This window comes from Geomonas anaerohicana (genome assembly GCF_016458305.1).
Lineage (GTDB): Bacteria > Desulfobacterota > Desulfuromonadia > Geobacterales > Geobacteraceae > Geomonas > Geomonas anaerohicana.
The window spans coordinates 142,328-164,597 of record NZ_JAEMHL010000002.1 but is presented as its reverse complement, the minus strand read 5'-3'; the positions used below and the strand labels follow the sequence as shown (position 1 = coordinate 164,597).

Sequence of the window (22,270 nt, the reverse complement as noted above, 5' to 3'; positions counted from 1 at the left end):
GCCTAGCGCTCCTGGATATGGATGATCTTCTTCAAAGGCCTCAGCCCACTGTTGGTGACCAGGCGGGGCTTGACCCCCTTGCCGGTCTGGGGAGGACTGCGCCGGTGGTCACGGTCCGGCAGGAGGGCCACATCGAGCGTGGGAATGCCGCCGCTGGAGAGCGGCATCAGGGCCTGGGCCGACAGCGACCGGGTCGGAGCGCCGGTGCTGTAGTGGACCCCCCACAGGTAGGAGACCCCTTCCCGGCACGGCTCCAGGGACGGCTGGAAGGTGGGGAAGAAGACGGCCCCTCCGGTCAGGGCAGTCGGGCCGTCGATGGCGCGCTCGCTGCCGAGGGTGCCGGAGGAGGCGTCGAGCCTTATCAGCCACCCCTTGTAGGTATCCCCCTGGTCCTTGGGCTGCACGACTCGTGAGACGTCGGTGACCTCGGTCAGGTCGGACAGGCGCAGCGACGCGCTGCTGCAGGAACCGGCACCCTTGAAGAGGGTGTTTTTGCCGGCGTCGTAGCATGGGTCGCTGACACCGTAGAGGGCGCGCGCGGCAGAGAGGTCATCCTGTTTGTTGAAGTATCGCCCGCCCCCGAAGTAGAGCCACAGGCGCTTGTACTGCCGGTCCTGGAGCTTGCCGACCGCTCCGGTGACGGGCCCGACGTCGTCTATGACGATGCCCGGTTTCCAGTGGGCCGGGTCCGGGTCCTCGTAGGTCAAGAGCCTCAGCACCCCGCCGGTCCATCCTCCCCCGCTGGCCGCCCTGGTGTAACCGACGTAGAGGGCATCGTCCTCGTAATTGCCGTCGGCAGAGCCGGTCCACTTGTCGGCGTCGATCCCGGCACCGGCCATGCTGCCGCCGAAGGCGTTGGGGATCCCGGTCTCGATGACCCAGTAGTTGCGCCCCAGGGCAAGCGGCGGCACGGCGTTCAGGTCCACGACGAAGAGCCTCAGGGGCTGGTCCGACACCGCGGTGAACTGGCGCGTTTTCCTGTCGACGGCTCCGGTGGGTCCCGAGGCGAAGACGGCGAACCAGCGCCCGTTCTTGTCGGGGTCGTGGATCTGCTCGTTTTGACTGTTCATGGTGCGCGCCTTGACGCGGATGATGGCGGCGCCGGAGGTGGCAAAGCCCAGGTCCGGGTGCGCGAACTCCCACAGGAACCTGGGGCCGCCGGAGCCGTCGCCCGCCTGGGTGGTGACGTCCAGGGCGAAGTAGGAGGAAAGCCCGCCGACACCGGCAGCCGGCGCCTTGACGCAGGTCGCCGAGGCCCCGAGGTCCACGCAGGCGGGGCCGTCGGGGAGGCGGCTGGCCCCTCCCAGCCCCATGGCGCCGATGAGGACCGTGCGCCAGTTGCTCCCGGAACTGTTGTCCTTGGCGCAGTCCCAGTACGCATCGCGGCTGCAGCGTGCGGGGTCGCCCAGACTTGCGTCCACCAGCGTGGCGGCGCCGTCTACGTAGTACAGGTGCAGGTAGGACGGCTCCTTGAGATACCCGAGGTAGGGGAGCGCGTTTTGGGGGACGAAAGCCCACTCCTCCTGCCCCGGATCGTTCCCGTCCAGAACCGCCTTGCGCGAGCGGGGCCAGACCTCCTGGTCGACCGCGTGTACCCTGCTCTGCCCCAGCCTGAAGGCATGCAGCATGCCGTCGTTGGCCCCGACGTACGCGGTGCCGCGGCTGGTGTAAGCCGGTTGATCGATGAATTTGCGGTAGGAGAGGTCCCCGTAGCCCGCCGGTCCCGGGAGATGGTAGCTCCCCAGGGGTGCCGCCGACTGCAGTACCGGGGTGGAAGAGATGATGTCGCCGAGCTTCCAGCTCTTTACCCCGCTCGCGCCGAAGGCCGTCAGCCCGCGGTCCCTGGTGGCCGCCCCGCTCGCCCCCTTGACGTCGTCGCTCCCCCTGACGAAGGCCACGATCTGGTTTGCCTCGGCCTGGTCCCGGGCCAGGAGCAGCTGCCGGTTGACCGCGGACGAGGTGTCCAGGAAGGGGACCAGGGACGTGCCGCCGGTCTGGGTGTAGACGGTCCTGGTCTCCGGGGCCCGGTCCCAGAGCTGGCGCCCCGCGCGCCACAGGCTCTGCACCGCCTCCGGGAGAACGGTCACCGGGTAGCCCGCCGGCTGGACCGCGTCGGCGCTGCCGTCGCCGTTGGCATCGACAAAGAGCCTGGCGCGACTGTCCTGCAAGCCGGGGTCGACGGTGAACTCCACCACCCGGTCCAGCTTCAGGTCGAGCACCTTGTTGCCCCGGGTATCCTCCCTGATGCGGCTCGCCGCCCCCGAGCTGCCGCTCGTGAAGTTGTCGATGTAGTACCAGAGCGTCTGCAGTTCGCCCAGCCAGGTCCCGGACGTTTTGCCGCCGTCGAAGCTCTTTTGCGGATAGAACTGCGGCTGCAGGAACAGGGCGCCGTTCCCCTCCCCGGTTGCCAGCAACGAACTGCTGCTTCCCGTGTTGAAACCTCCGGCGATCTGCAGCAGTACCGTCACGAGAGCGCCCTGCAGGCCGGCCGGGTTGTAGACGCTCCTGATGCCTCCCCCCCCGTTGGCGGCGGTCAGCTGCATCAGCTTCTCGGGCTTTCCCTCGTCGGACGTGGTGCAGCTGCCGTCGGCGTTGTAGCCGGCCTTGCTGACGGGATCGCCGCAGGGGGGACCGGTGTAGACCACGTGGGTGGTGATGTAGTCTTTATGCCGCGCTATGGGCTGGGCAGGGTCGAAGATGTTCTTGTGCCGGGCGATCCAGGCCAGGTCGTCGAGGTTGTAGCTGCCGAGGTTCTCCGGGGGGGATCCCGCAGGCGTGCTCGCGGTGGTGGTGAGACTGGCGGGCATGCCGTCGCCGGGATTGACCCAGGCCGCTGCAGCCGCGGCCACGTAGCTGTTGACGGCGGCGGCACGGTCCGCGCTCGACATGCCGTCGGTTACGATGAGGACGTTGTTTCTCTGACAGCTGTAGTTGGAAGGGGGATAGACAGGGTCGAAGTCGGCGGCCTGGAGACGGAAGGAAGACTTTTCCGCAAAGTACCCGATCGCTTCGTAGAAGGCCTCGGCCAGAGGGGTCCAGGAGGTCCCCCTGACGGCGTCGACGGCCGCGACCAGCCCCTTGCCATGGTCGCCGCTCTCCCCGTAGTTGATGTAGGAGATGATCCGTCCCCCGTCGGTACGGGTGTCCTCGCTGCAGCTCCCCGTGCCGCAGTCGCCGTCGAAGTAGCATTCCCTGCGCGGCACCGGATCGCTGCTGCAGTGCTTCACGCAGGGGATGGCGGAGCCGCACTCGGAGCCGGCCCCGTTGTCGTTGAAGATCATGGCGCCGAAGTTGATGTCGTCGGCAAACCGCTGGATCAGCCCCGTCGGCGCCACTGCCGGGGCCAGCCGGACCTGGAGCGTTGCCATGACCTTGCCGAGGTTGGTGATCCCGGCGTCCAGAATGAAGGAGGGGAGGCTCGCGTTGGTTCCCGCCTGCGCGGCGTTGGCCGATGGGTCGTCGAGCCACGGTTTCTCCACCTCCGCGCAGAAATCCTTGGTCTGGTTCACCGAACAAGTGTCGAGGAAGGCACCTTGGCTGTAGCACATCCCGAGGTAGCCCTGGGTGGAGGCGGTGCTGTCATGGTACAGCAGACTGTGGAACAGTTCCTTGCCGCAGACGTCGTCCCCGACGTTCTTGGGTATCTTGTTTGGCATGGCGCTGTAGAAAAAGATGTAGCGTTTGCGGCAATCGGGCAGCAGGTTGTTCAAGAGGTCGGTGTAGACGATGTCGGTGCCGGCCAGGTAGTTGTAGCAGTAGCTCATGATCTCGGCGAAGACCTTACCGGCGGTCGGGATACCAACGGGGTCCTCCAGTTTACCCATGCAGGTGGCAGCGGCGGTAGCCACCTCGCCGGCAGGTGCCCGCTCCTGCCATTTCTGCACGGCTAAAAGGCAGTCGCTCTTGTTGTATGCCGCCGGGTAGATGTCGATTCGGCTCGGGCCGCCGTGGTTGCCCTGCTGCACATACCCTGTTTCCGCGGGGATCGGCCCGCGCACCCCGAAGGTGACCGGCAGCGGGGTGCCGTTGGCGTCCTTGACCATCTTCACGTAGCGCTTCCCTTGGCAGCCGCGCGACTCCGCCTGCAGCAGGCCCGTGCCCGGGTCGTACTTGCCGCCGGTCAGGGCCAGCTTTTCCAGGTCCAGCTTGCTCATGGCGAGCCAGTTGAGGAACCTGCCGGTGGCGAGGAAGTTGTCGAGTTTCTTGCTGGTCTTGTTGAGGTTAACGCAGACATAGGCTGTCTTGGCCTGGTTGCAGGCGCTACCGTCGATGCTGGTCCCGGGAGCGGCCGCGAAGCGGTCGGTGACCGTGGCGTACTGGTAGACCGTGTTCTGCTCGAAATACCCGGGGTAACTCGCGGCAGGGTCGAAGCTGTCGTCGAGGCAGAACGTCTGCGGGGTCGTGTAGGCGAGATCGTACATGCTGGCCGAGTTGTCCAGCAAAAGCAGCAGGTTGGGCTTTACCCCGGGGAGGGGCGGCACACTGCAGTAAGCCTGCATGTCCGCAGCCGCATCGGCTCGCGCCTGGCGCGCGGCAGACAAAAGCATTATGGCGGCGAGGCAAAAAACTACCACGGCGGCGCACACGGGCGCAGTCACTCTCCCCTTTCCCATCGTGACTCCTTTCACATTAAGTACCGACAGCCCAGGCCGGTGCGCCGGTCAAAACATTGGAAATTTCCAATCAGAAGAGTATAGCCTCGGCCTCGTGAAAAAAAAGTCCCTTCTTGATTCGGGGAGTTCCAGCTCCGCAGCGGGCCGCTGCGCTCATTGACACCGCCCTCTTTGCTGTTAATGTTTTTTAACTTTTCATTGGAAGGATTCAGACGGGGGCGCATTGATGGGGAGTGAGGGCTGGAACAACATGGGAAGGCTCGGCAGGCTGCTGCTCTTTGCTGCCGCTTTGTTCCTGGTGACGACCGGCGCCGATGCCGCCCCGAAGGTGAAGTCGCTGTGCGACATCAGCTACCCGAGCGATTCGCGCATCCAGTGGAGCTGCCGCAAACTCACCTGGAGCGACACCCCGCAGGGGCTCTTCGGCACCTACTGGCGCGACGTGCTGCGCTTCAACCGGACTCTACGACGAGGAGATGCAGTACGACTACTACCGGAACTACGATCGCAAGGTGAACAAGAAGCACTACCACGAGCTGACCAGGCCGTTTCTCGAGGACGCCAAGGCGCTGTACCGGTGGGCGGTGGATCCGCGCAGCGATAGCGGCGGGTTCCACAAGGTGAAGAACGGACCGCTGGTGGTGATCACGGGGCGGCCGGCCAACAGGCCGGGAAAGCAGCGATCTGCAGCCGCAGATAAAGCCCCTGGAAATGATGTCCACCTCCCCTCTCCCTCTGGGAGAGGGCCAGGGTGAGGGCCTTGCTACAGGCGAAATATTCCTGGCCGGCATCACCCCTCACCCGCCCTCCGGGCACCCTCTCCCAGAGGGAGAGGGTGACTAGAAACAAAAAGGCCGCGCCCGTTATGGGCGCGGCCTTTTTTGCTGCTGCTTTTGAGGGGTCAGCGCCAGTGAATGCAGCTCACCGGGCAGACGTCGACGGCGTTACGCTGGATCTCGTCCTCGGAAGCGCCGGCCGGGTCATAGGCTTCGGCCTTGCCGTTGTCGGCAAACCGGAATACTTCCGGTACGTTGTCGGTGCAAAGACCGCAGCTGATGCAGACGTCTTGGTCAACCCAGGGTTCTTTTGCCATGGTAGTACCTCCAGTTTTTGATTGTGAAGCGTCGAACGCGACGCTAGATGCTATCCGCTAACCTTTTCCTCTGCTCTTCCAGTTTCTCCTGGGCCTTCTCCAGGGCCGCCAGCAACATCTTCTTCGATTCCTTGGTGAGCCCTTCCTTCTCCTTGAGGAAGTCGGAGGCGCGGTCGCTGGCGCGGTCCACGAAGTCGGAAACAGTCTCGGCGAATTCGTTCACCGCCTCGTTCGCCTTGCCCCCCATCTCCTCGGCCAGCGACGCCAGGTACTTCCGCGTCTTCTTCCCGGCTTGGGGAGCCAGCAGAAGCGCAAGGCCCGCCCCGATCAGGCCGCCCACTACCAGTTTCACCATGCACCCCCCTTCGCAGCACTCTTTATGTCCCATACCGCCTCCTCCGTCCGCTGGTTTTGACAACAGCGGTAATACTACCAATAAAATTATTTTCGTCCAACGTTCAAAATAACGGTGGCAGCCGGGACTGACACAAAAACAAATACCCCCTGTCCCCCTTGGCAAAGGCAGCGGAAGGGACTGGCTCCGTCAGGTGCCTCTCCCTTTAGCGGAACGCTCAATTCCGCCCATACACCTTACCCCAAGCCCCTAAGGGGACAGGCACCTGGCGGAGCCTGTCCCCTCCTTCGGTGCAAGGAGTATCCAGCCGGATTTTCTCCGTGGCCAATGGTTTTCATTTTGTGTAAGATGGCGGATCGACACAGTTACAACGGCACGGGAAGGACGCGACATGAACGTGGAACAGATGAAGATCGTGGTGAAGGAGATCCTCTCCAAGACCGACCTCACACCCTGCGTGGTGGGGCACCGCGGCGTGGGCAAGAGCGCGGGCATCCTGCAGGCCTGCCGCGAGCTGGACCGGCGCTACGTCTCGCTGCGCCTGGGGCAGATGGAGGTGGGCGACCTGGTCGGCATCCCGTTTAGAAGCGGCGAGGTGATGCAGTGGTCGCGCCCGTCCTGGCTCCCCGGCGACGAGGACGCCCCCACCGTGATCCACTGCGACGAGTTGAACCGCGCCCAGCAGGAGGATACCCTGCAAGCGATCTTCCAGTTCGTGGAGCCCCCCGCCGAGGGGATGCTGCGCGCCATCCACACCCATACCCTGTCGCGCCGCCACAAGGTGGTGGTGAGCATCAACCCGCCCGACGGGAGCTACCAGGTGGCGACCTTGGACCGCGCCCTCGTCGACCGCATGGTGATGCTCTTCGTGGAGACCGATTACCAGTGCTGGGCCCGCTACGCGCAACAGCGGGAATTCGCCGGCGAGGTGCGCCAGTTCCTGGCCGGCAACCACGGCTTCCTCTCCAAGCAGGGGATGCCGATGGAGATGCAGGTGGAGCCCAGCGAGCGCGCCTGGGAGATGGTCAGCGTGCTCAAGAAGAACTGCCGCTTCCCGGCCGAGCTGGAGATGGAGGTCTACTCCGGCATCGTCGGCAAAGAGGCAGCCATCGCCTTCATGCGCTGGCTCTCGGACCGAAAAGGAAGGCCGGTGACGGCGGACGAGATCTTGAACGACTGGACAAGCGTGGCCGGGCGGGCCGAGGCGCAGCGCGACGACGTGCAGGCCGCCACCATCAACGACCTCTCCGCCTTGCTCCAGGTCTCACCGGAACTCAGCGAGGAGCAGGAGGACAACCTGGTCGCCTACATCGCCGTGCTGCCGCGCGACCTCCGCTTCGGCTTCGTGAAGTCGCTTTTGAAGATCCCGGAAGTGGCGCTTTTGCTGGTGAAGGACAAGCACGACGCGGTGATCTTCGACGCGATGCAGGCGATCAGCCGGCAGGCGGGGTAAGCGGTGTCGCCCAGCTCCCTGCAAAACGCCGTGGTGCGGCTTTTAAAGGAGCGCCCCTTCTACGGCCACTTCCTGCTCAACCTGCGCCGCGAGGAGCGCCCCCTCTCCGGGAAGCCCGCCGGCGTCACCATCCGTAACGGCACCCCGACCCTCGCCGTCGATCCCGCATCCTTTGCCCTGCTCACCAGCGGCCAGCAACAGGCGCTGCTCGAGCACCTGGTGAAGCACCTGCTGCACCTGCACATGCTGCGCGGCAAGGGGAAGAACTCCCATGACTGGGACCTCTGCTGCGATCTGGCCATCAACCCGGACACGCCGGGGCTCCCGGAGGGTGCCGTCTATCCCGCCCAGTTCGACCTCCCCGACGGCCTTGCCGCGGAAGAATACTACCGGCTGCTGGTGCGCCCTTTCGACGTCGGCAACCTGGCCGGCAGCGGCTTCGGCGACGAGGCGCAGGAGATCGAGGGGGCCTCGGGCGCGGGGAAGGATCCGGCCGGTGCCTCCACGCTGGACGACCACGCCATCTGGAGCGACGCGGACAGCACCCCGGTGCCGCTGGCCGAGGAGATGCTGCGCGCCGTGACCCGGGAGAGCCTGCGCGGCAGCGACGGCGAGGCGCCCGCCGAAGTCAGGGCGGTGGTGGACGCCCTCTTGCGCCCCTCCCCCATCCCCTGGCGCCAGGTGCTGCGGCAGTTCGTGGCCACTGCGGGGCGGATCGGCAAGAAGAGCACCTGGATGCGGGAGCACCGCCGCTTCGAGCACGACACGCCGGGGTCGCGCAAGCGGCACCGCCTGACCCTGCTGGTGGGCATCGACGTGAGCGATTCCACCAACATCGTGGCACTGCGCGAGGCCTTCGCGCGCGAACTGGTGCAGATCGCCCGCGGCCGCGACGCCGCCATCACCGTCCTCTACGCCAACAGCCGCATCCAGCACGTCGAGGCCTTCAAGGGAACCGCCTTCGTGCCGGAGCGCTACGACGGCGGCGGCTTCACCGACCTGCGCCCCGTCTTCGACTACGCCAAGACCATGCATCCCCTCCCCGCCGCGGTCATCTATCTCACCGACGGCATCGGCCCGGTGCCGGAGCAGATGGAGCTGCCGACCCTGTGGGTCCTCACCGCCGAAGGGGAGAAACCGGCCCCCTGGGGCATCGAACTGAGACTGGAGGTTTGAACGATATGGAAGAGACGACATCGACGCCGATGACCGCCGAATCGGTGGGAGAGATATTGAGGGAGGCGGGCGCCCAGGTGATGGTGCGCTCCGGGCGCAGCGAGAACTACAGCGCCCCCAGGGAGTTCTCCTTCGAGGTGAAGGCGATCTTCGACAACGGCATGGCCCTGCACGTGGTGGCGCGCCAGTTCAACTACCGCGACCCCTGGGAGGCCGAGGGGAGGGTCAACGACCTGGTGGACGTGATGCTTTTGCGCGACGGCGCGCTCACCCCGCTCCCCAAGGGATTCCCCTACTTCCAGGGGATCGACGAGGAGTGCGGTCTGGACGAGGCGATGCTGCGCGAGGTGATCGACTGCGTGCGCAAGGTGAACCCGAAGCTGTACCTGCTGCAGGAGATGACAGGTGATCTCTAAGGTCGCGTGATGTCCCAGAAAAACGATTAACATTGATTGATTACTATTTTTGTGCTGTTAAACTCTCCGCTGAGCCTGTACGGCATCCACGTTTTCTCTCAGAGCCCGTGTCTCCCTCACTATCGGTGACACTCCGGGTCAATCTGAGCAAGAGCCAGATTCAATAAAAGATCGCAGGAGGCACGTGATGAAAGGATTGGTAATCATTGCCGCCATGGTCTCCGCTCTTTTGAGTGCAGGCGTGACAGCATCGGCTGCCGAAGAGTTGAAGTTCGGCGTCGCGGCCATGATTTCGCCGCAGGAAACGATCAAGTATTACCAGCAGACCATCGACTACGTCGGCAAGAAACTGGGACGGCCGGTCGAAATGGTGCAAAAGCACAGCTACGACGAGACCGACAGGCTGCTGGAGCGGGGTGAGCTGAAAGTCGCCTTCGTCTGCTCCGGTCCTTACGTCGTCGACAAGGAGAAATTCGGCGCCGAACTCCTGGTCGCGCCCCAGCCCTACGGCGAACCCTTTTACTACGCCTACATCATCGCGCACAAAAACAGCGGCGTCACCGATCTCTCCCAGCTCAAGGGTAAAAGCTTCGCCTTTACCGATCCCAAGTCCAACACCGGCAGACTCGTCCCCGCCTACATGATCGGCAAGAGGTTCGGCACCACCCCGGAGAAGTTCTTCGGCAGGATCATCTATACCAAGACCCACGACAAGTCCATCGAAGCCGTTGCCAAGAAAATCGTCGACGGCGCCAGTGTCGACAGCCTGATCTACAACTACGCCGCCAGCAAGGATCCCCGTTTCACCAGCCAAACCAGGATCATCGCCAAGTCCCCCCGTTACGGCATCCCCCCCATCATCACCAGAAAGGACCTCGACCCCGCCCTGAAAGCGCGCCTGCGCGACATCTTCCTGAACATGCACAAGGATCCCGAAGGCAAGGCGATCCTGGCAGGCATCAAGGTGGACCGGTTCATCGTCCCCAAAGACTCGGATTACGACTCGGTGCGGGAGATGGAGAAGTGGCTCAGGATGAACATCAAGTAGCAAGCCGCACTACTAGGGGGAAGGCAGGTATTCATGGGTAGGTGGCAGATCAAAAATCTGAGTCTGCAGCGAAGGTTCTTCCTCCTTTCCTTCAGCATCATCCTCATTTTTTCCGTCGCGGTAACGGCAACGCTGTTCGTCGCCCAGAAGAACAAGCTGGAACAGTCGCTGCTGAACAAGGGGACCGGGTTCGCGAGGTATGTCTCGTCGGTCTGCACCGATGCTCTCATTTTAAAGGACACCCTGCAGTTGGATGCCCTGGTCGCCGTGGTGCACGATGACGAGATCATCTATACCGTAATCGAGGACGAACAGGGCAACGCCCTCACCACTACCGTCGCCAGCCTGAACAGCTCCCAAGCCAAGCTCAAGCCTTACCTGGACCAATTCCCTCCCGATGCTCCCGTAGGCACCGTGATCAAGGCCCTGAAAAAGGAGCTGGATGTCCTCGAGGTCTCCCAAAGGATCATGGTCGACTCATCGGTCCAGGGGACGGTGCGTGTCGGGCTGAGCGAGCACAACATCCGCACGCAACTGCTGCGGCAGACCGCGATCGTCCTGGTGGGCATGTTCTTCATGTCGCTCACCCTCGCCATCACCTTGAACTTCGCGGCGAACCGGCTGGTGCTGCGCCCGGTCAGCGAACTGGCCCGGGTTGCCGACCAGCTCACGGCGGGGAACATGGCCGCCCGGGTTACGTCCACGTCGGTCGCCGAGATCGAAACGGTGTGCAGAAGTTTCAACGTCATGGCCGAGCGCCTGGAACGGGATATCGGCGAGCTCAAGCAGGCCGAGGCGAGCGTGCGCCTGGCGCAGGAGTCCCAGGAGGCGATCCTCAACTCGATGCCGGACCTCATGTTCCGGACCGACCGGGACGGCGTCATCGTCGAATTTCACTCTTCGCAGATGAGCCTGCTGTACCTCCCGCCGGAGCAGTTCATGGGGAAGAAAATTGCCGAGGTCCTGCCGGAAGAAGCGGCACGGGTGGTCATGGAGGCCTTGGCAGAGGCGGAGAAAACCGGCACGCACCGAGGTGCGGTGTATTCCCTTGCTATGCCGCAAGGAGAGATGTGGTTTGAACTGGCGGTAACCGCGATGGGGCAGCCATGCACGGGTTTCATCCTGCTGGTCCGTGACATCACCCAGCGCAAAGAGTTGGAGGAAGAACAGCAGCGATTCGAAAAGCAGCTACTGCATGCCCAGAAGCTGGAAAGCCTGGGGGTGCTGGCGGGGGGCATCGCCCATGACTTCAACAACATCCTCATGGCCATCATGGGCAACGCGGAACTGGCCCTGATGCGCATCAACAAGGAATCACCGGCGATAGGGAACCTGCGCAGCATAGAGCAGGCCTCCGCTCGGGCCGCCGACCTGGCGGCACAGATGCTCGCTTATTCCGGCAAGGGGAAATTCATCGTCGAGAGCCTCGACCTCAATCGCCTGCTGCAAGAGATGCTGCACATGCTCGATGTGTCCATTTCCAAGAAGGCCCACCTCAATTTCGACCTAGCTGCAGCGCTCCCGCTCATAGAGGGGGACGCGACCCAGATACGCCAGGTCGTCATGAACCTGGTGATCAACGCTTCTGAAGCGTTGGGAGAACGCGACGGGACAATCTCGATCAAAACCGGCAGCATGGAGTGCGACCGCAGCTATCTGAACAACGTCTGGCAGAACGAGGAGCTTGCAGAGGGACGCTATGTCTACCTGGAGATAGCCGACACTGGCTGTGGCATGGACAAGGACACGCTGGCGAGGATGTTCGCCCCCTTTTTCACCACCAAGTTCACCGGCCGCGGCTTGGGGATGGCGGCGGTACTTGGTATCATCAGGGGGCACAACGGGACCCTGGTCGTGGATAGTGAACCGGGCATAGGGACCACCATCAAGATACTGATTCCCGCGGGCCAGCAGCAGCCAGATGTCCACCAGCCTCCCGCCCAGCCGGAACGGGAGTATTGGGAAGGCGCGGGATACGTCCTTCTTGTTGATGATGAGGAGACGGTGCGCAACATTGGCGCCGAGATGCTCAGAGAACTCGGCTTTTCCCCGATAAGCGCCAGCGAGGGGGGAGAAGCTCTCGAGCTGTACAAGTCCGTCCCGGGTATCCGGTTTGTGATCCTGGACCTGACCATGCCGCACATGGATGGCGACCAGTGTCTGGGCGAGCTGAAAAAGATCGATCCCCAGGTGCGGGTCGTCATGTCCAGCGGCTACAGCGAAGTCGAGCTGCAGCGGAAATTTTCCGGCCAACACGTGGCCGGGTTCATCCAGAAACCCTACACCCTCTCTGCACTCAGAAAGGTTTTGAGAGACGTCAGTCCAGACACCTGAAGACCCCCGAACTCCACAGACAGCTGCCGCAGGGCTCGGTGTTGACGTAGCAGTCCTGGTCGAAGCGCTCGGCCTGGACCAGGTCGCAGGGCGAGGTGTTGCACTCGGCGCAGGACGGGTAGTCGTGGCGCACCACGTTCTCACGGTAGCGGCGGAATGCCGGGCTGTTCCAGATGTCCAGCACGCCGCGATCCTTCACGTTGCCGAACACCCAGGGGTACACCGGGTGCTGCCAGCCGTTGGCGTAGGAGCGGCAGCTGTGCCACAGGTGGTAGCAGGGATGCATGCCGCCGTCCCAGGAAACGAAGGCGCTCCCCTTCTCGACGAAGCTGCAGCCGCGCTTCTCGCGCCGGGCGATCTCCGGCAGCCTCAGCTCGATCCCGGTCCGGCGCGCAACCTGCGCCGCCTCCTCGAAGATCCCCTGGCTTTCATGGATCTGGGTCATGTCCATGGCGAAGAGCCGCTTCAGGTCCAGGGTGATGCCACGCTGGTTCGCGTCCGCCTTCATCGCCGCCACGAAGTCGATCACCCGCCGCTCCTGCTCGGACTTGTGGTAGCTCCACAGGATCTCGAAGTAGCGGCTGATGTCGATCCCCTTCAGGTCTGCCTTGCTCTTCCAGCTCTGGTACAGGGTGATCGCCTCGTCGCTGCAGAGGTCGTAGCTGCACTGCTTGAGGTGCGGTTCGTCGAACGGGTGCAGGTGGGAGACCAGCGCGAAGCTGACGCCGAACTCGGCGGCCCAGGAGAGTGCCGCGGGGAGCTGCGCCAGGTTGTCGCGCATCACCACGAACTCGACGCCGATCTCCATGTCGGGGCGGTGACAGGCGGCTTTGGCGGCCCCCAGCGCGTTCAGGGCATGCTCCAGGTCCACCAGTTGGCTCCCCGATCGGATGGAACTGAAGGTGGTGGCGTCGACGCCATCCATGGAGAGGCAGACCCGGTCCACGCCCGCGTTCAAAAGCGACAGCGCGCGCAGGTGCGACAGGAGCAGGCCGTTACTCTGGAAGCCGATCCAGCTTCCCGACGGCATCAGCTTCTTGGCGCGGCTGATGAAGTGTTCCAGGCGGGTGTTCAAGAGCGGTTCGCCGACGCCGTTCAGCACCAGCGCCTCCAGGTTGGGGAGCGCCGGTTCCAGTTCGCTGAAGGTGGCGAGGTCCAGATCGCCCTCCTTGGCCCGGCTGCCGTCGCCGTTCTGCTTCATGCACATGACGCAGTTCAGGTTGCAGCGGCTGGTGGTCTCCACGAACAGCTTGGAAGGGTATTCCCGAAAGGCCGGCTCGTTGGCCGGCATGAACTCAGACAGCGCCGCTGCGTTGCATTGCATTACCTTGGTCCTCATCGTTCGCTGCGCCCCCCGCCTCCCGGAGGTGTCCGGACCGGGGAGGTGCCGCCCGCGTCAAGACGTCCCGTCCGGCCCTCCGGGAGGCGGAGAGTCTCGTGGAGCCGCTACGGGCCCCGGTTTTTGATTAGCCCCCGACCCCGCCTGCTGCGGTGTTTTGTCGGTGAGAAAGGGCACCTCCCCCTGGAGGAGGGAGGCTGGGAGGGGGGGAAGCCGGATCGAGCCGCTACGCTCCCCCTCCCTGTCCCTCCCCCTCCGGGGGCGGGAACGCTTCGGCAACTTCTAAGAAACTCTTGAGAGCGAAAAGGTTTTCCCCTGCTCCCCCTACCCTTGCAACCCTTCCGCCACGAGCTCCGCGATGTCCTTGACGGTGGTGCCGCCGCTGGAGCGGTCCTTCAACCCGTCTTCCATCATGGTCATGCAGTACGGGCAGGTGGTGCAGATGGTGCCGGGGTTCCCCGCCAGCGCCTCGCTGACCCGGTTCAGGTTGATCCTTTCACCCAGGTGCTCCTCCATCCACATGCGCCCGCCGCCGGCGCCGCAGCAGAAGGAGTTCTCGCGGTTTCTCTCCATCTCCGCCGGCGCGCTGCCGGTCGCCTGCGCGATCACCGCGCGCGGCGCCTCGTAGACCCCGTTGTGGCGCCCCAGGTAGCAGGAGTCGTGGAAGACGATGTTGCCGCCCTTCTTGGCGTGGTGGTCGAGCTTCAGCTTGCCCTGGGCCAGCAGCGACTCGATGAACTCGGCGTGCGGGATCACTTCCAGTTCCAGGCCGTACTGGCGGTAGTCGTTCTTGAGCGTGGTGAAGCAGTGGGGACACTGGGTGATGATCTTGGTCACACCCTTCTCCTGGAACTGCGCCACGTTCTCGCGGGCCATCTTGTCGAAGAGGTACTCGTTGCCCAGACGGCGCAGGCTGTCGCCGCAGCACTTCTCCTCCTTGCCGAGGATGCCGTAGGAGACGCCTGCCGCTTCCATGATCCTGGTCATGGCCAGGGTCACCTGCTTGCTGCGCGAGTCGAAGGAGCCGGCACACCCCACGAAGTAGAGGTACTCGGTCTTGCCCGCCTCGAACTGCTGCACTTCGCGCCCGCCGGCCCACTTGCCGCGCTCGCCCGGCGCGATGCCCCACGGGTTGGAGCGCTGCTCCATGTTCTCGAAGAGGTTCAGGAGCTCTTCCGGGAAGTCGGCTTCCATCTGCACCAGGTGGCGGCGCATCTTGGTGATCTTGGGCATCTGCTCGATGAAGACCGGGCAGGCGGCGAGACAGGTGCCGCAGCTGGTGCAGGACCAGAGGGCGTCCGGCCTGATGCACCCTTCCGCCTCGCCGATCACCGGTACGGCAGGCTCGCCGCCGCGCTGCAGCAGGTTGCCGTTGGCCAAAAGGTTCACCTTGATGTCGTGCATCACCAGGCGCGGGTTGAGCGGCTTGCCGGTGGTTGCGGCCGGGCAGGATTTCTCGCAGCGGCCGCACTCGGTGCAGGAAAAGGAGTCGAAGAGGTCCTTCCAGGTGAAGCGGTCGATGCTCCCGGCGCCGTACACGTTCCCCTCGACGAACTCCTCGCGCGGTTGCGTGTTGGGGGTATCGAGCCCCTTGAAGAAGCAGTTGGGGATCGCCGCCAGTATGTGCATGTGCTTGCTGTAGGGAAGGTAGTTCAGGAAGAACAGGAGCACGCCTGCGTGCAGCCACCAGGAGATCTGCGCCAGGCTTTCCAGGGTGTACGGCCCCTGCCCCGCCAGCAGAGACGCCAGTGCCGACGAAATCGGCATCGCCTGCGCCGCGGGTTCCTGTCCCATGGCGATTTCCGCCGCGTGCAGCCCGAAGTAGGCGAGCATGAGCGTTCCGATCATGGACAGGATGGCGAAGGCCTCGCCGGTGCGGGCTCCCTCGTAGGGAGGAGCCACCGCCCTTCTCACCAAGGCGACCACTATCGCCGCGAGGGCGCAGAGCGAAACCAGGTCGAAGGCCATCAACAGCGGCTGGTACAGCGCGGCCGGCAGGATATGCGACAGCTTGGCCGCCGGGAATACGCCGGCCACCAGGAACTCGGTATTGGCAACGGCCAGGATCAAAAAGGACCAGAAGATGAAGAGATGGTTGATGCCGAAGGGACGGCTCAGCACCCGTTTCTGGAGGAAGGCGAACAGGAACATCCCCTGCAGCCTTTCCGGCAGGCTGGAAAAACGGTCCTCGGAGGCGCCCACGCCGACCAGGCTGAAGCGGCGGTAGCAGCTCCAGGCGAAGATGAGTCCGGCAGCCGCCAGAAGGGGTGTAAAGATCATGGGATCAGGTTGCATATCATGTCCTTGTAAGTGTGCTGGAAGCGGTGACTATCGGTTCCCTTATGTCGGCCGATGTCCACTTCCCCTCGCCCTTCGGGAGAGGGCCAGGGTGAGGGCGGTGCCTCAACCCCACGTCGACGCATTACCACGTTAAGCGGCGCCCTCACCCCTACCCTCTCCCAGAGGGCGAGGGAGAGTTTCTGCAAGATGGCTACGGCGGAAGAAGACCTGCCTTACGCCGCCTTGACGTCCTTGACCTCGACGCTCCCCTTGCTCGCCTTCATCTCGCGCAAGGCGGCGATGAGGGCCGGGACCACGTCGAAGAGATCACCCACGATGCCGTAGTTGGCCACCTCGAAGATGGGCGCCTCCTTGTCGCGGTTGATGGCGACAATCAGGTCGGAGTCCTGCATCCCCACCAGGTGCTGGATGGCGCCCGAGATGCCGCAGGCGATATAGATCTTGGGGCGCACGGTCTTGCCGGTCTGCCCCACCTGGCGGTCGCCCGGCATCCACCCGGCATCGACCGCGCTGCGCGAGGCGCCTACCACGCCGCCTAACTCGTCGGCCAATTCTTGCAGGATGGCGAAGTTCTCCTTGGCCATCATGCCGCGCCCGCCCGAAACGATGAACTCCGCACCGGCGATGTCGACGTCCCCCGCCTTCTTGTCGCGGATGACCTGGAGCACCTTGGTGAAGATGTCCGCCTCGGAGATGGGGAGGCTGACCGGGACGATCTTGCCGGTGCGCCCCATCACCTGGGCCGGCATCGGCATCACGTGGGAGCGCACCGTCGCCATCTGGGGGCGGAAGCGGTCGCACATGATGGTCGCCATGATGTTGCCGCCGAAGGCCGGGCGGGTCTGCATCAGGTTGCGCTTGGGGTCGATGTCCAGCCCGGTGCAGTCCGCGGTGAGGCCGGTCTTGACGCGGGTCGCCACGGCGCCGGCCAGGTCGCGTCCCATGCCGGTTGCCCCCATGAGGACGATCTCCGGCTTGTACTTGTCGATCAGGTGGCACAGGGCGTCCAGGTACGGGTAGGTACGGTAGTGCTTGAGCACCGGCTGGTCCATGAGGTAGGCCTTGTCCGCGCCGTAGCTGAATGCCTCGCGGCACAGGTGCTCCACCTTGTCCCCCATGACCACCGCGCACAGTTCAACGCCCAGCTTGGCGGCAAGTTCCTGTCCCTTGCCCATCAGCTCCCAGGACACGCGGGCCGCCTCGCCCTCGGTCTGCTCCACGAAAACCCAGACCCCGCGGTAGGCCGCCACCAGTTCGCGGCGCGCCAGCTCCTCCGGATCGGCATCCTCTTCCGCCAGGTCCTGCTGTCCGGCCAGTTGCGCCAGGATCTCCAGTTCCTCCGGGGTGTAGAAGATCTCCAGGGCCGAGCCCGGGCAGGCCTTCACGCACTTGAGGCAGCCGATGCACTTGGAGAGTTCGATCTGCGGTTCGCCCGCGTCGCTCATCTGGATGCCGTCCACCGGGCAGCTGCTCTGGCAGCGCGCGCCGCAGGCGATGCATTTACCCTCTATGAGCCTGACCTTGCCCCGCGGCTTTTTCAGTTTAGTTTTAGCTTCAGCCATCTCTCTCCCGCTCCTAGTCACGTCCATCAGGTCCACCGGGTCCACCGGTGTCCACTCAGTCCATTAAGGTTTTGGTGACTACTACACCGCCAGCATGTCGCTGGCCACCAGCTTCTCCAAGAGCAGCCGCGCGGTCCCCGCCGGGTCGCCCAGGCCGTCGCCGATGATCTCGCCCGCCGCGCGCTGCGGCGAGAAGATCCTGCTCACCCAGGTGGGCGAGCCCTTCAGGCCCACGCTGTTCGGGTCGAGCTGGAGTTCCTTGTTGTCCCAGACCTTGACCTCGGCCTTGGCCGCCTTGAGCCGCATGGGGACTGTCGGGTAGCGCGGGCGGTTCAGCTCGCGCACCACCGTGATCATGGCCGGCAGCTTCGCCTCCACGATCTCGTAGCGCCCTTCCAGCTTGCGCCGGACCCGGATCTTCTTGGCCAGGAAGTCGAGGTGCTCGATCCGGTCCACCAGGGTAAGCTGCGAGAATCCGAGGCGGATGGCGATGCCGGGGCCGACCTGCGCCGTGTCGCCGTCGATGGTCTGCTTGCCGCAGAACACGATGCCCACCTCGTCCTCCTGAGCCAGTTTCCGGATCGCCGCGGCCAGCACGTTGCTGGTGGAGAGCGTGTCCGCGCCGCCGAAGGCGCGGTCCGAGCAGAGGATCACCTCGTCCACCCCCAGTGCCAGTGCCTTTCTCAGGGTTGCCTCCGTGTTGGGCGGTCCCATGGAGAGGGCGGCCGCCTTGAAGCCGTAGCGGGCCTTCATGCGCAGGCTTTCCTCCAGGGCATGGGTGTCGTAAGGGTTGACGATGAAGGGAATGCCATCGCGCACCAGCGTATTGGTCACCGGGTCAATCTGCACCTGCGTCGTATCCGGCACCTGTTTAATGCAAGCCACCACGTACATGTAAGGTCCTCTCCTTCAACAAACATTCAGAAAAAGCTTTCGCCAGCTCTCAACTACAAACGCTCACCAGCTTTCAGCCACAGTCCACCGGGTCCACCAAGTCCACCCGGTCCACCGTGTCCACCAGGTTTTGGTGGCTTTAATGGCCAACCCTGGAAAGCTCCCACTGCTCCCTGAAAAGAGCGAATGCCTCGCGCATGATGAAGGAAGCCTTCTTCCCCCTCTTGTCCATCAGCTTCTGGATTGCGTCGCGCTCGTCGTCGCTCATACGGATCGAAATGATGTTCACTTTTTTCTGGCTTCTGTCCTTCATGACTTCCTCTCCCCTTCTACTTAGACGTCCTGAAAATATGCTGCCGCTTAGAGCAGCTCGATCTCATCGTCGGGGCGCACTACCCCGCCGCTAATCACAGTGGCAAAGACACCTTCTTTGGGCATGACGCAGTCGCCGGCCTGGTAGTAGATGGCGCAGCGGGTGTGGCAGACCTTCCCGATCTGGGAGATCTCCAGCACCACCGGCCCGATGCCGAGCCGCGCACCGACCGGGAGGTGCATGAGGTCGATGCCGCGGGTGGTGATGTTCTCGGCAAAGTCACCGGCACCCACCGACAGGCCCAGTTGCACCATCTTATCTATGCTCTCCTGGGCGAGCAGGCTCACCTGGCGATGCCAGTCCCCCGCGTGCCCGTCACCGATGATGCCGAAGTTCTCCCGCAGGTGCACCTCCGGCGCCGCCTTCTTTCTCTCGCCCTTATTCTGGCTTATGTTGACCGCCACTACCGATGCGCTCATGTAAATCCTCCGTTAGGGGTACAGCTCAGTTAGGGGGACAGGCACCTGCGGAGCCAGTCCCCTACCCGCCGATCCTCGACATGTTGACCACCGCCTGCTCGGCGTCTTCCTCGGCGATGTGATGCCTGCCCGGCTTCTGGGTCACGATTCTCTTCAGGGTCTGCCCCAGCGCCTCCGGGTCGTCCGAGGCCAAAAGCGGCTTCAGGTCCGTCCCCTGTTCCGAGAAGAGGCAGCCGCGCACCCGGCCGGTCGCCGTGATCCTGATCCTGTTGCAGCTCTCGCAGAAGTGGCCGGAGACCGGAGTGATGATCCCGATGGCGCCCGCCGCTCCCTGTATCTTGTAGTTCCTGGCCGGCCCCGCCATTTCTGAACTGACCAGCGGCAGCAGCGGATAGCGCTCGCCGATGGCGGCGAGGATCTCGCTACCCGGCATGCTCTGGGCGCCCCACCCTTCGTCCTGCAAGGTCGGCATGTACTCTATGAAGCGGACCGTGTACGGCTTGTCCAGGGTCAGTGCCGCGAAGTCCAGGATCTCCTGGTCGTTCACCCCGCGCATCACCACCATGTTGATCTTGAGCGGCCCGAAGCCCGCCTTCTGTGCCGCATCTATTCCCGCCAGCACCCGTTTCAGGTCGGCCCCGCGGGTAACCCTGGCGAAGGTCTCCGGCTGAAGGGAGTCGAGGCTGATGTTGAGCCGGGCCACCCCGGCATCCTTAAGGGGCTGGGCCAGTTCTTCGAGCAGCAGGCCGTTGGTGGTCAGCACCAGCTCCCTCAGACCCGGCAGTGCCGAGAGGCGCCCCAGGAAATCGACCAGCCCCCTGCGCACCAGCGGCTCGCCGCCGGTCACCCTTATCTTTTCTATCCCCTGTTCCACGCAGGCGGCCGAGACGCGATACAGCTCCTCGTAGGAGAGCATCTCTTTATGCCCGAGCTTGGCCACCCCCTGCGCCGGCATGCAGTAGCAGCAGCGCATGTTGCAGCGGTCGGTGACCGAGAGTCTTAAGTAGTTGATCCGCCTGCCATAGGTATCGATCAGTGCCATGCCTTACTCCCTTCGGAAACACGCCTCGCCGTATACAAAGGCAATATCGATACCAATTGTCCCGATTCGGAGCAAAAAGGGGGATCAGCCACTAATGAGGGAGCAACTAAGCTGGTGAATACATGGGAAACGAACCGATTTTTGTCTTTCTGAATTCAACAAACGCGCGGGGAGCGTGACGGCGGTTGGCAGAGCAAAACGGCCGTTCCACAAAGGAGCAAATGTTCCATTGTGGAACGTCGCAACTGTTCGATTTGAGGACGCAACTTTGGAGGGGGCAAGCCGCGGGGTAAACACAGCGATCGTTAAGTATACGGTATCCTGTGAATATTATTCGATATCCCGAAAAATTGTGTTTACGGCAAATTCTGGTACGGCACTTGCGATAGTGTAGAAAACCGTTTTAGGAAAGTGTATGCAGCATGGCACCACTATCTTAAAAACAAAAAGAACCGGGTCATCCCGGAAAAACAACAGGGGGAAATGAAAATGGCATTAGGAGAGCAGACTTACGGTTTCTTCATCCCGACGGTATCGCTGATGGGCGTTGGTTCCGCTAAGGAAACCGGCGAGCAGGTCAAGGCACTGGGCGCATCCAAAGCGCTGATCGTCACCGACAAAGGCCTCTCGGCCATGGGCGTTGCCGACAAGATCAAGGAGCAGGTTGAAGCTGCCGGCGTTAAAGCCGTTATCTTCGACGGCGCCGAGCCGAACCCGACCGACATCAACGTACACGACGGCGTGAAGGTATACCAGGAAAACGGTTGCGACGCGATCATCTCCCTGGGCGGCGGTTCCTCCCACGACTGCGGTAAGGGCATCGGCCTGGTCATCGGCAACGGCGGCCACATCCGCGACTTCGAAGGCGTGAACAAGTCCACCAAATCCATGCCGGCATTCGTTGCTATCAACACCACCGCCGGTACCGCTTCCGAAATGACCCGCTTCTGCATCATCACCAACACCGACACCCACGTAAAGATGGCTATCGTCGACTGGCGCTGCACTCCGAACATCGCCATCAACGACCCGCTGCTCATGGTCGGCAAGCCGGCAGCCCTGACCGCTGCCACCGGTATGGACGCCCTGACCCATGCGGTTGAGGCATACGTCTCCACCATCGCCACCCCGATCACCGACGCCTGTGCCATCAAAGCCATCGAGCTGATCGCCGAGTTCCTCTCCAAGGCTGTCGCCAACGGCGAAGACCTCGAGGCACGCGACAGGATGGCTTACGCCGAGTACCTGGCCGGCATGGCGTTCAACAACGCATCGCTTGGCTACGTTCACTCCATGGCTCACCAGCTGGGCGGCTTCTACAACCTGCCGCACGGCGTCTGCAACGCCATCCTGCTGCCGGCCGTCAGCCAGTACAACCTGATCGCCTGCCCGAAGCGTTTCGCTGACATCGCCAAGGCTCTGGGCGAGAACGTCGACGGTCTCTCCGTGACCGAAGCCGGCCAGAAGGCAATCGACAGGATCCGCACCCTCTCCGCTTCCATCGGCATCCCGACCGGCCTCAAGGCCCTCAATGTCAAGGAAGAGGATCTGGCCATCATGGCAGAGAACGCGAAGAAGGACGCTTGCCAGTTCACCAACCCGCGCAAAGCGACCCTCGAGCAGGTCATCCAGATCTTCAAGGATGCAATGTAATACAGCAGCATGATCCCCGCCCCCGGAGGGGGAGGGTTAGGGAGGGGGCTTGTCATCCTCGGGTGCGACGCCCCCCTCCCAACCTCCCCCCTCCAGGGGGAGGGGCGAGAATCACTGTAGGGGCGAATAATCATTCGCCCCCGCACTTCCCGCCCTTGGCGGGAAATAGGCAACACCGCCTGCGGGCCCAACGCCGCGC

General features: G+C 63.5%; 18 protein-coding genes. 7 read left to right on the top strand and 11 right to left on the bottom strand.

Translation table 11 applies throughout. The features are described 5' to 3' along the window. Positions 1–2: 2 nt before the first annotated feature. Positions 3–4,613 carry a pilus assembly protein gene (locus JFN91_RS04105; RefSeq protein ID WP_199387936.1) on the bottom strand — a complete coding sequence of 1,537 codons (4,611 nt, stop codon included), beginning with the start codon at positions 4,611–4,613 and terminating at the stop codon, positions 3–5. Positions 4,614–4,808: 195 nt separating this feature from the next. Further along, the gene (locus JFN91_RS21980) at positions 4,809–4,961 is read right to left on the bottom strand and encodes a hypothetical protein (RefSeq protein WP_236014947.1); all 153 of its coding nucleotides are present in this window, start codon (positions 4,959–4,961) and stop codon (positions 4,809–4,811) included. 128 nt (positions 4,962–5,089) lie between these two features. Between JFN91_RS21980 and JFN91_RS21975 the strand changes: the two genes are divergently transcribed. After that, complete coding sequence (locus JFN91_RS21975; RefSeq protein ID WP_236014945.1) at positions 5,090–5,368, top strand: hypothetical protein; 279 nt, start codon at positions 5,090–5,092, stop codon at positions 5,366–5,368. A 146-nt stretch (positions 5,369–5,514) separates the two neighbouring features. Here the strand turns inward: JFN91_RS21975 and JFN91_RS04095 are convergent, their stop codons facing one another. Both JFN91_RS04095 and JFN91_RS04090 read right to left on the bottom strand, forming a co-directional pair. Further along, positions 5,515–5,706, bottom strand: coding sequence for a ferredoxin (locus tag JFN91_RS04095; protein ID WP_199387935.1), 192 nt, complete (start codon positions 5,704–5,706; stop codon positions 5,515–5,517). Positions 5,707–5,749: 43 nt separating this feature from the next. Next, positions 5,750–6,094 (bottom strand): YtxH domain-containing protein, encoded by a 345-nt coding sequence (locus tag JFN91_RS04090; RefSeq protein ID WP_199387934.1) that lies wholly within the window; start codon positions 6,092–6,094, stop codon positions 5,750–5,752. Positions 6,095–6,452: 358 nt separating this feature from the next. Here JFN91_RS04090 and JFN91_RS04085 point away from each other — a divergent pair, with 358 nt between their 5' ends. The 5 genes from JFN91_RS04085 to JFN91_RS04065 all read left to right on the top strand — a co-directional run bounded on the left by JFN91_RS04085 (position 6,453) and on the right by JFN91_RS04065 (position 12,488). Next, entirely contained in the window at positions 6,453–7,514 is a 1,062-nt protein-coding gene (locus JFN91_RS04085) for a hypothetical protein (protein WP_199387933.1), read from the top strand. Between the two features lie 3 nt (positions 7,515–7,517). After that, complete coding sequence (locus JFN91_RS04080) at positions 7,518–8,690, top strand: vWA domain-containing protein (protein WP_199387932.1); 1,173 nt, start codon at positions 7,518–7,520, stop codon at positions 8,688–8,690. 5 nt (positions 8,691–8,695) lie between these two features. Next, positions 8,696–9,106 (top strand): hypothetical protein, encoded by a 411-nt coding sequence (locus tag JFN91_RS04075; protein ID WP_199387931.1) that lies wholly within the window; start codon positions 8,696–8,698, stop codon positions 9,104–9,106. 187 nt (positions 9,107–9,293) lie between these two features. After that, entirely contained in the window at positions 9,294–10,154 is an 861-nt protein-coding gene (locus JFN91_RS04070; RefSeq protein WP_199387930.1) for a substrate-binding domain-containing protein, read from the top strand. Positions 10,155–10,187: 33 nt separating this feature from the next. Then, a complete protein-coding gene (locus tag JFN91_RS04065) occupies positions 10,188–12,488 on the top strand; it encodes a PAS domain-containing sensor histidine kinase (protein ID WP_199387929.1) in 2,301 nt (766 codons plus the stop codon). Here JFN91_RS04065 and JFN91_RS04060 read toward each other — a convergent pair. The 7 genes from JFN91_RS04060 to moaA all read right to left on the bottom strand — a co-directional run bounded on the left by JFN91_RS04060 (position 12,472) and on the right by moaA (position 20,418). Then, positions 12,472–13,812 carry a radical SAM/SPASM family putative metalloenzyme maturase gene (locus tag JFN91_RS04060; protein WP_199387928.1) on the bottom strand — a complete coding sequence of 447 codons (1,341 nt, stop codon included), beginning with the start codon at positions 13,810–13,812 and terminating at the stop codon, positions 12,472–12,474. The genes JFN91_RS04065 and JFN91_RS04060 overlap by 17 nt on opposite strands. Before the next feature lie 339 nt (positions 13,813–14,151). Then, the gene (locus JFN91_RS04055) at positions 14,152–16,122 is read right to left on the bottom strand and encodes a (Fe-S)-binding protein (RefSeq protein ID WP_199387927.1); all 1,971 of its coding nucleotides are present in this window, start codon (positions 16,120–16,122) and stop codon (positions 14,152–14,154) included. Between the two features lie 218 nt (positions 16,123–16,340). Continuing rightward, complete coding sequence (locus JFN91_RS04050) at positions 16,341–17,690, bottom strand: electron transfer flavoprotein subunit alpha (protein WP_199387926.1); 1,350 nt, start codon at positions 17,688–17,690, stop codon at positions 16,341–16,343. Between the two features lie 81 nt (positions 17,691–17,771). Continuing rightward, the gene (locus JFN91_RS04045) at positions 17,772–18,584 is read right to left on the bottom strand and encodes an electron transfer flavoprotein subunit beta/FixA family protein (RefSeq protein WP_199387925.1); all 813 of its coding nucleotides are present in this window, start codon (positions 18,582–18,584) and stop codon (positions 17,772–17,774) included. Positions 18,585–18,723: 139 nt separating this feature from the next. Continuing rightward, on the bottom strand, positions 18,724–18,897 hold the full coding sequence (locus JFN91_RS04040) for a hypothetical protein (RefSeq protein ID WP_199387924.1): 174 nt from the start codon (positions 18,895–18,897) through the stop codon (positions 18,724–18,726). A gap of 47 nt (positions 18,898–18,944) precedes the next feature. Beyond that, on the bottom strand, positions 18,945–19,376 hold the full coding sequence (locus tag JFN91_RS04035) for an MOSC domain-containing protein (RefSeq protein WP_199387923.1): 432 nt from the start codon (positions 19,374–19,376) through the stop codon (positions 18,945–18,947). A 61-nt stretch (positions 19,377–19,437) separates the two neighbouring features. Beyond that, the gene (moaA, locus tag JFN91_RS04030; protein WP_199387922.1) at positions 19,438–20,418 is read right to left on the bottom strand and encodes a GTP 3',8-cyclase MoaA; all 981 of its coding nucleotides are present in this window, start codon (positions 20,416–20,418) and stop codon (positions 19,438–19,440) included. Between the two features lie 489 nt (positions 20,419–20,907). Between moaA and JFN91_RS04025 the strand changes: the two genes are divergently transcribed. Next, positions 20,908–22,071, top strand: a complete 1,164-nt coding sequence (locus JFN91_RS04025; protein WP_183349128.1) for an iron-containing alcohol dehydrogenase — start codon at positions 20,908–20,910, stop codon at positions 22,069–22,071. The last annotated feature ends 199 nt before the right edge of the window (positions 22,072–22,270 follow it).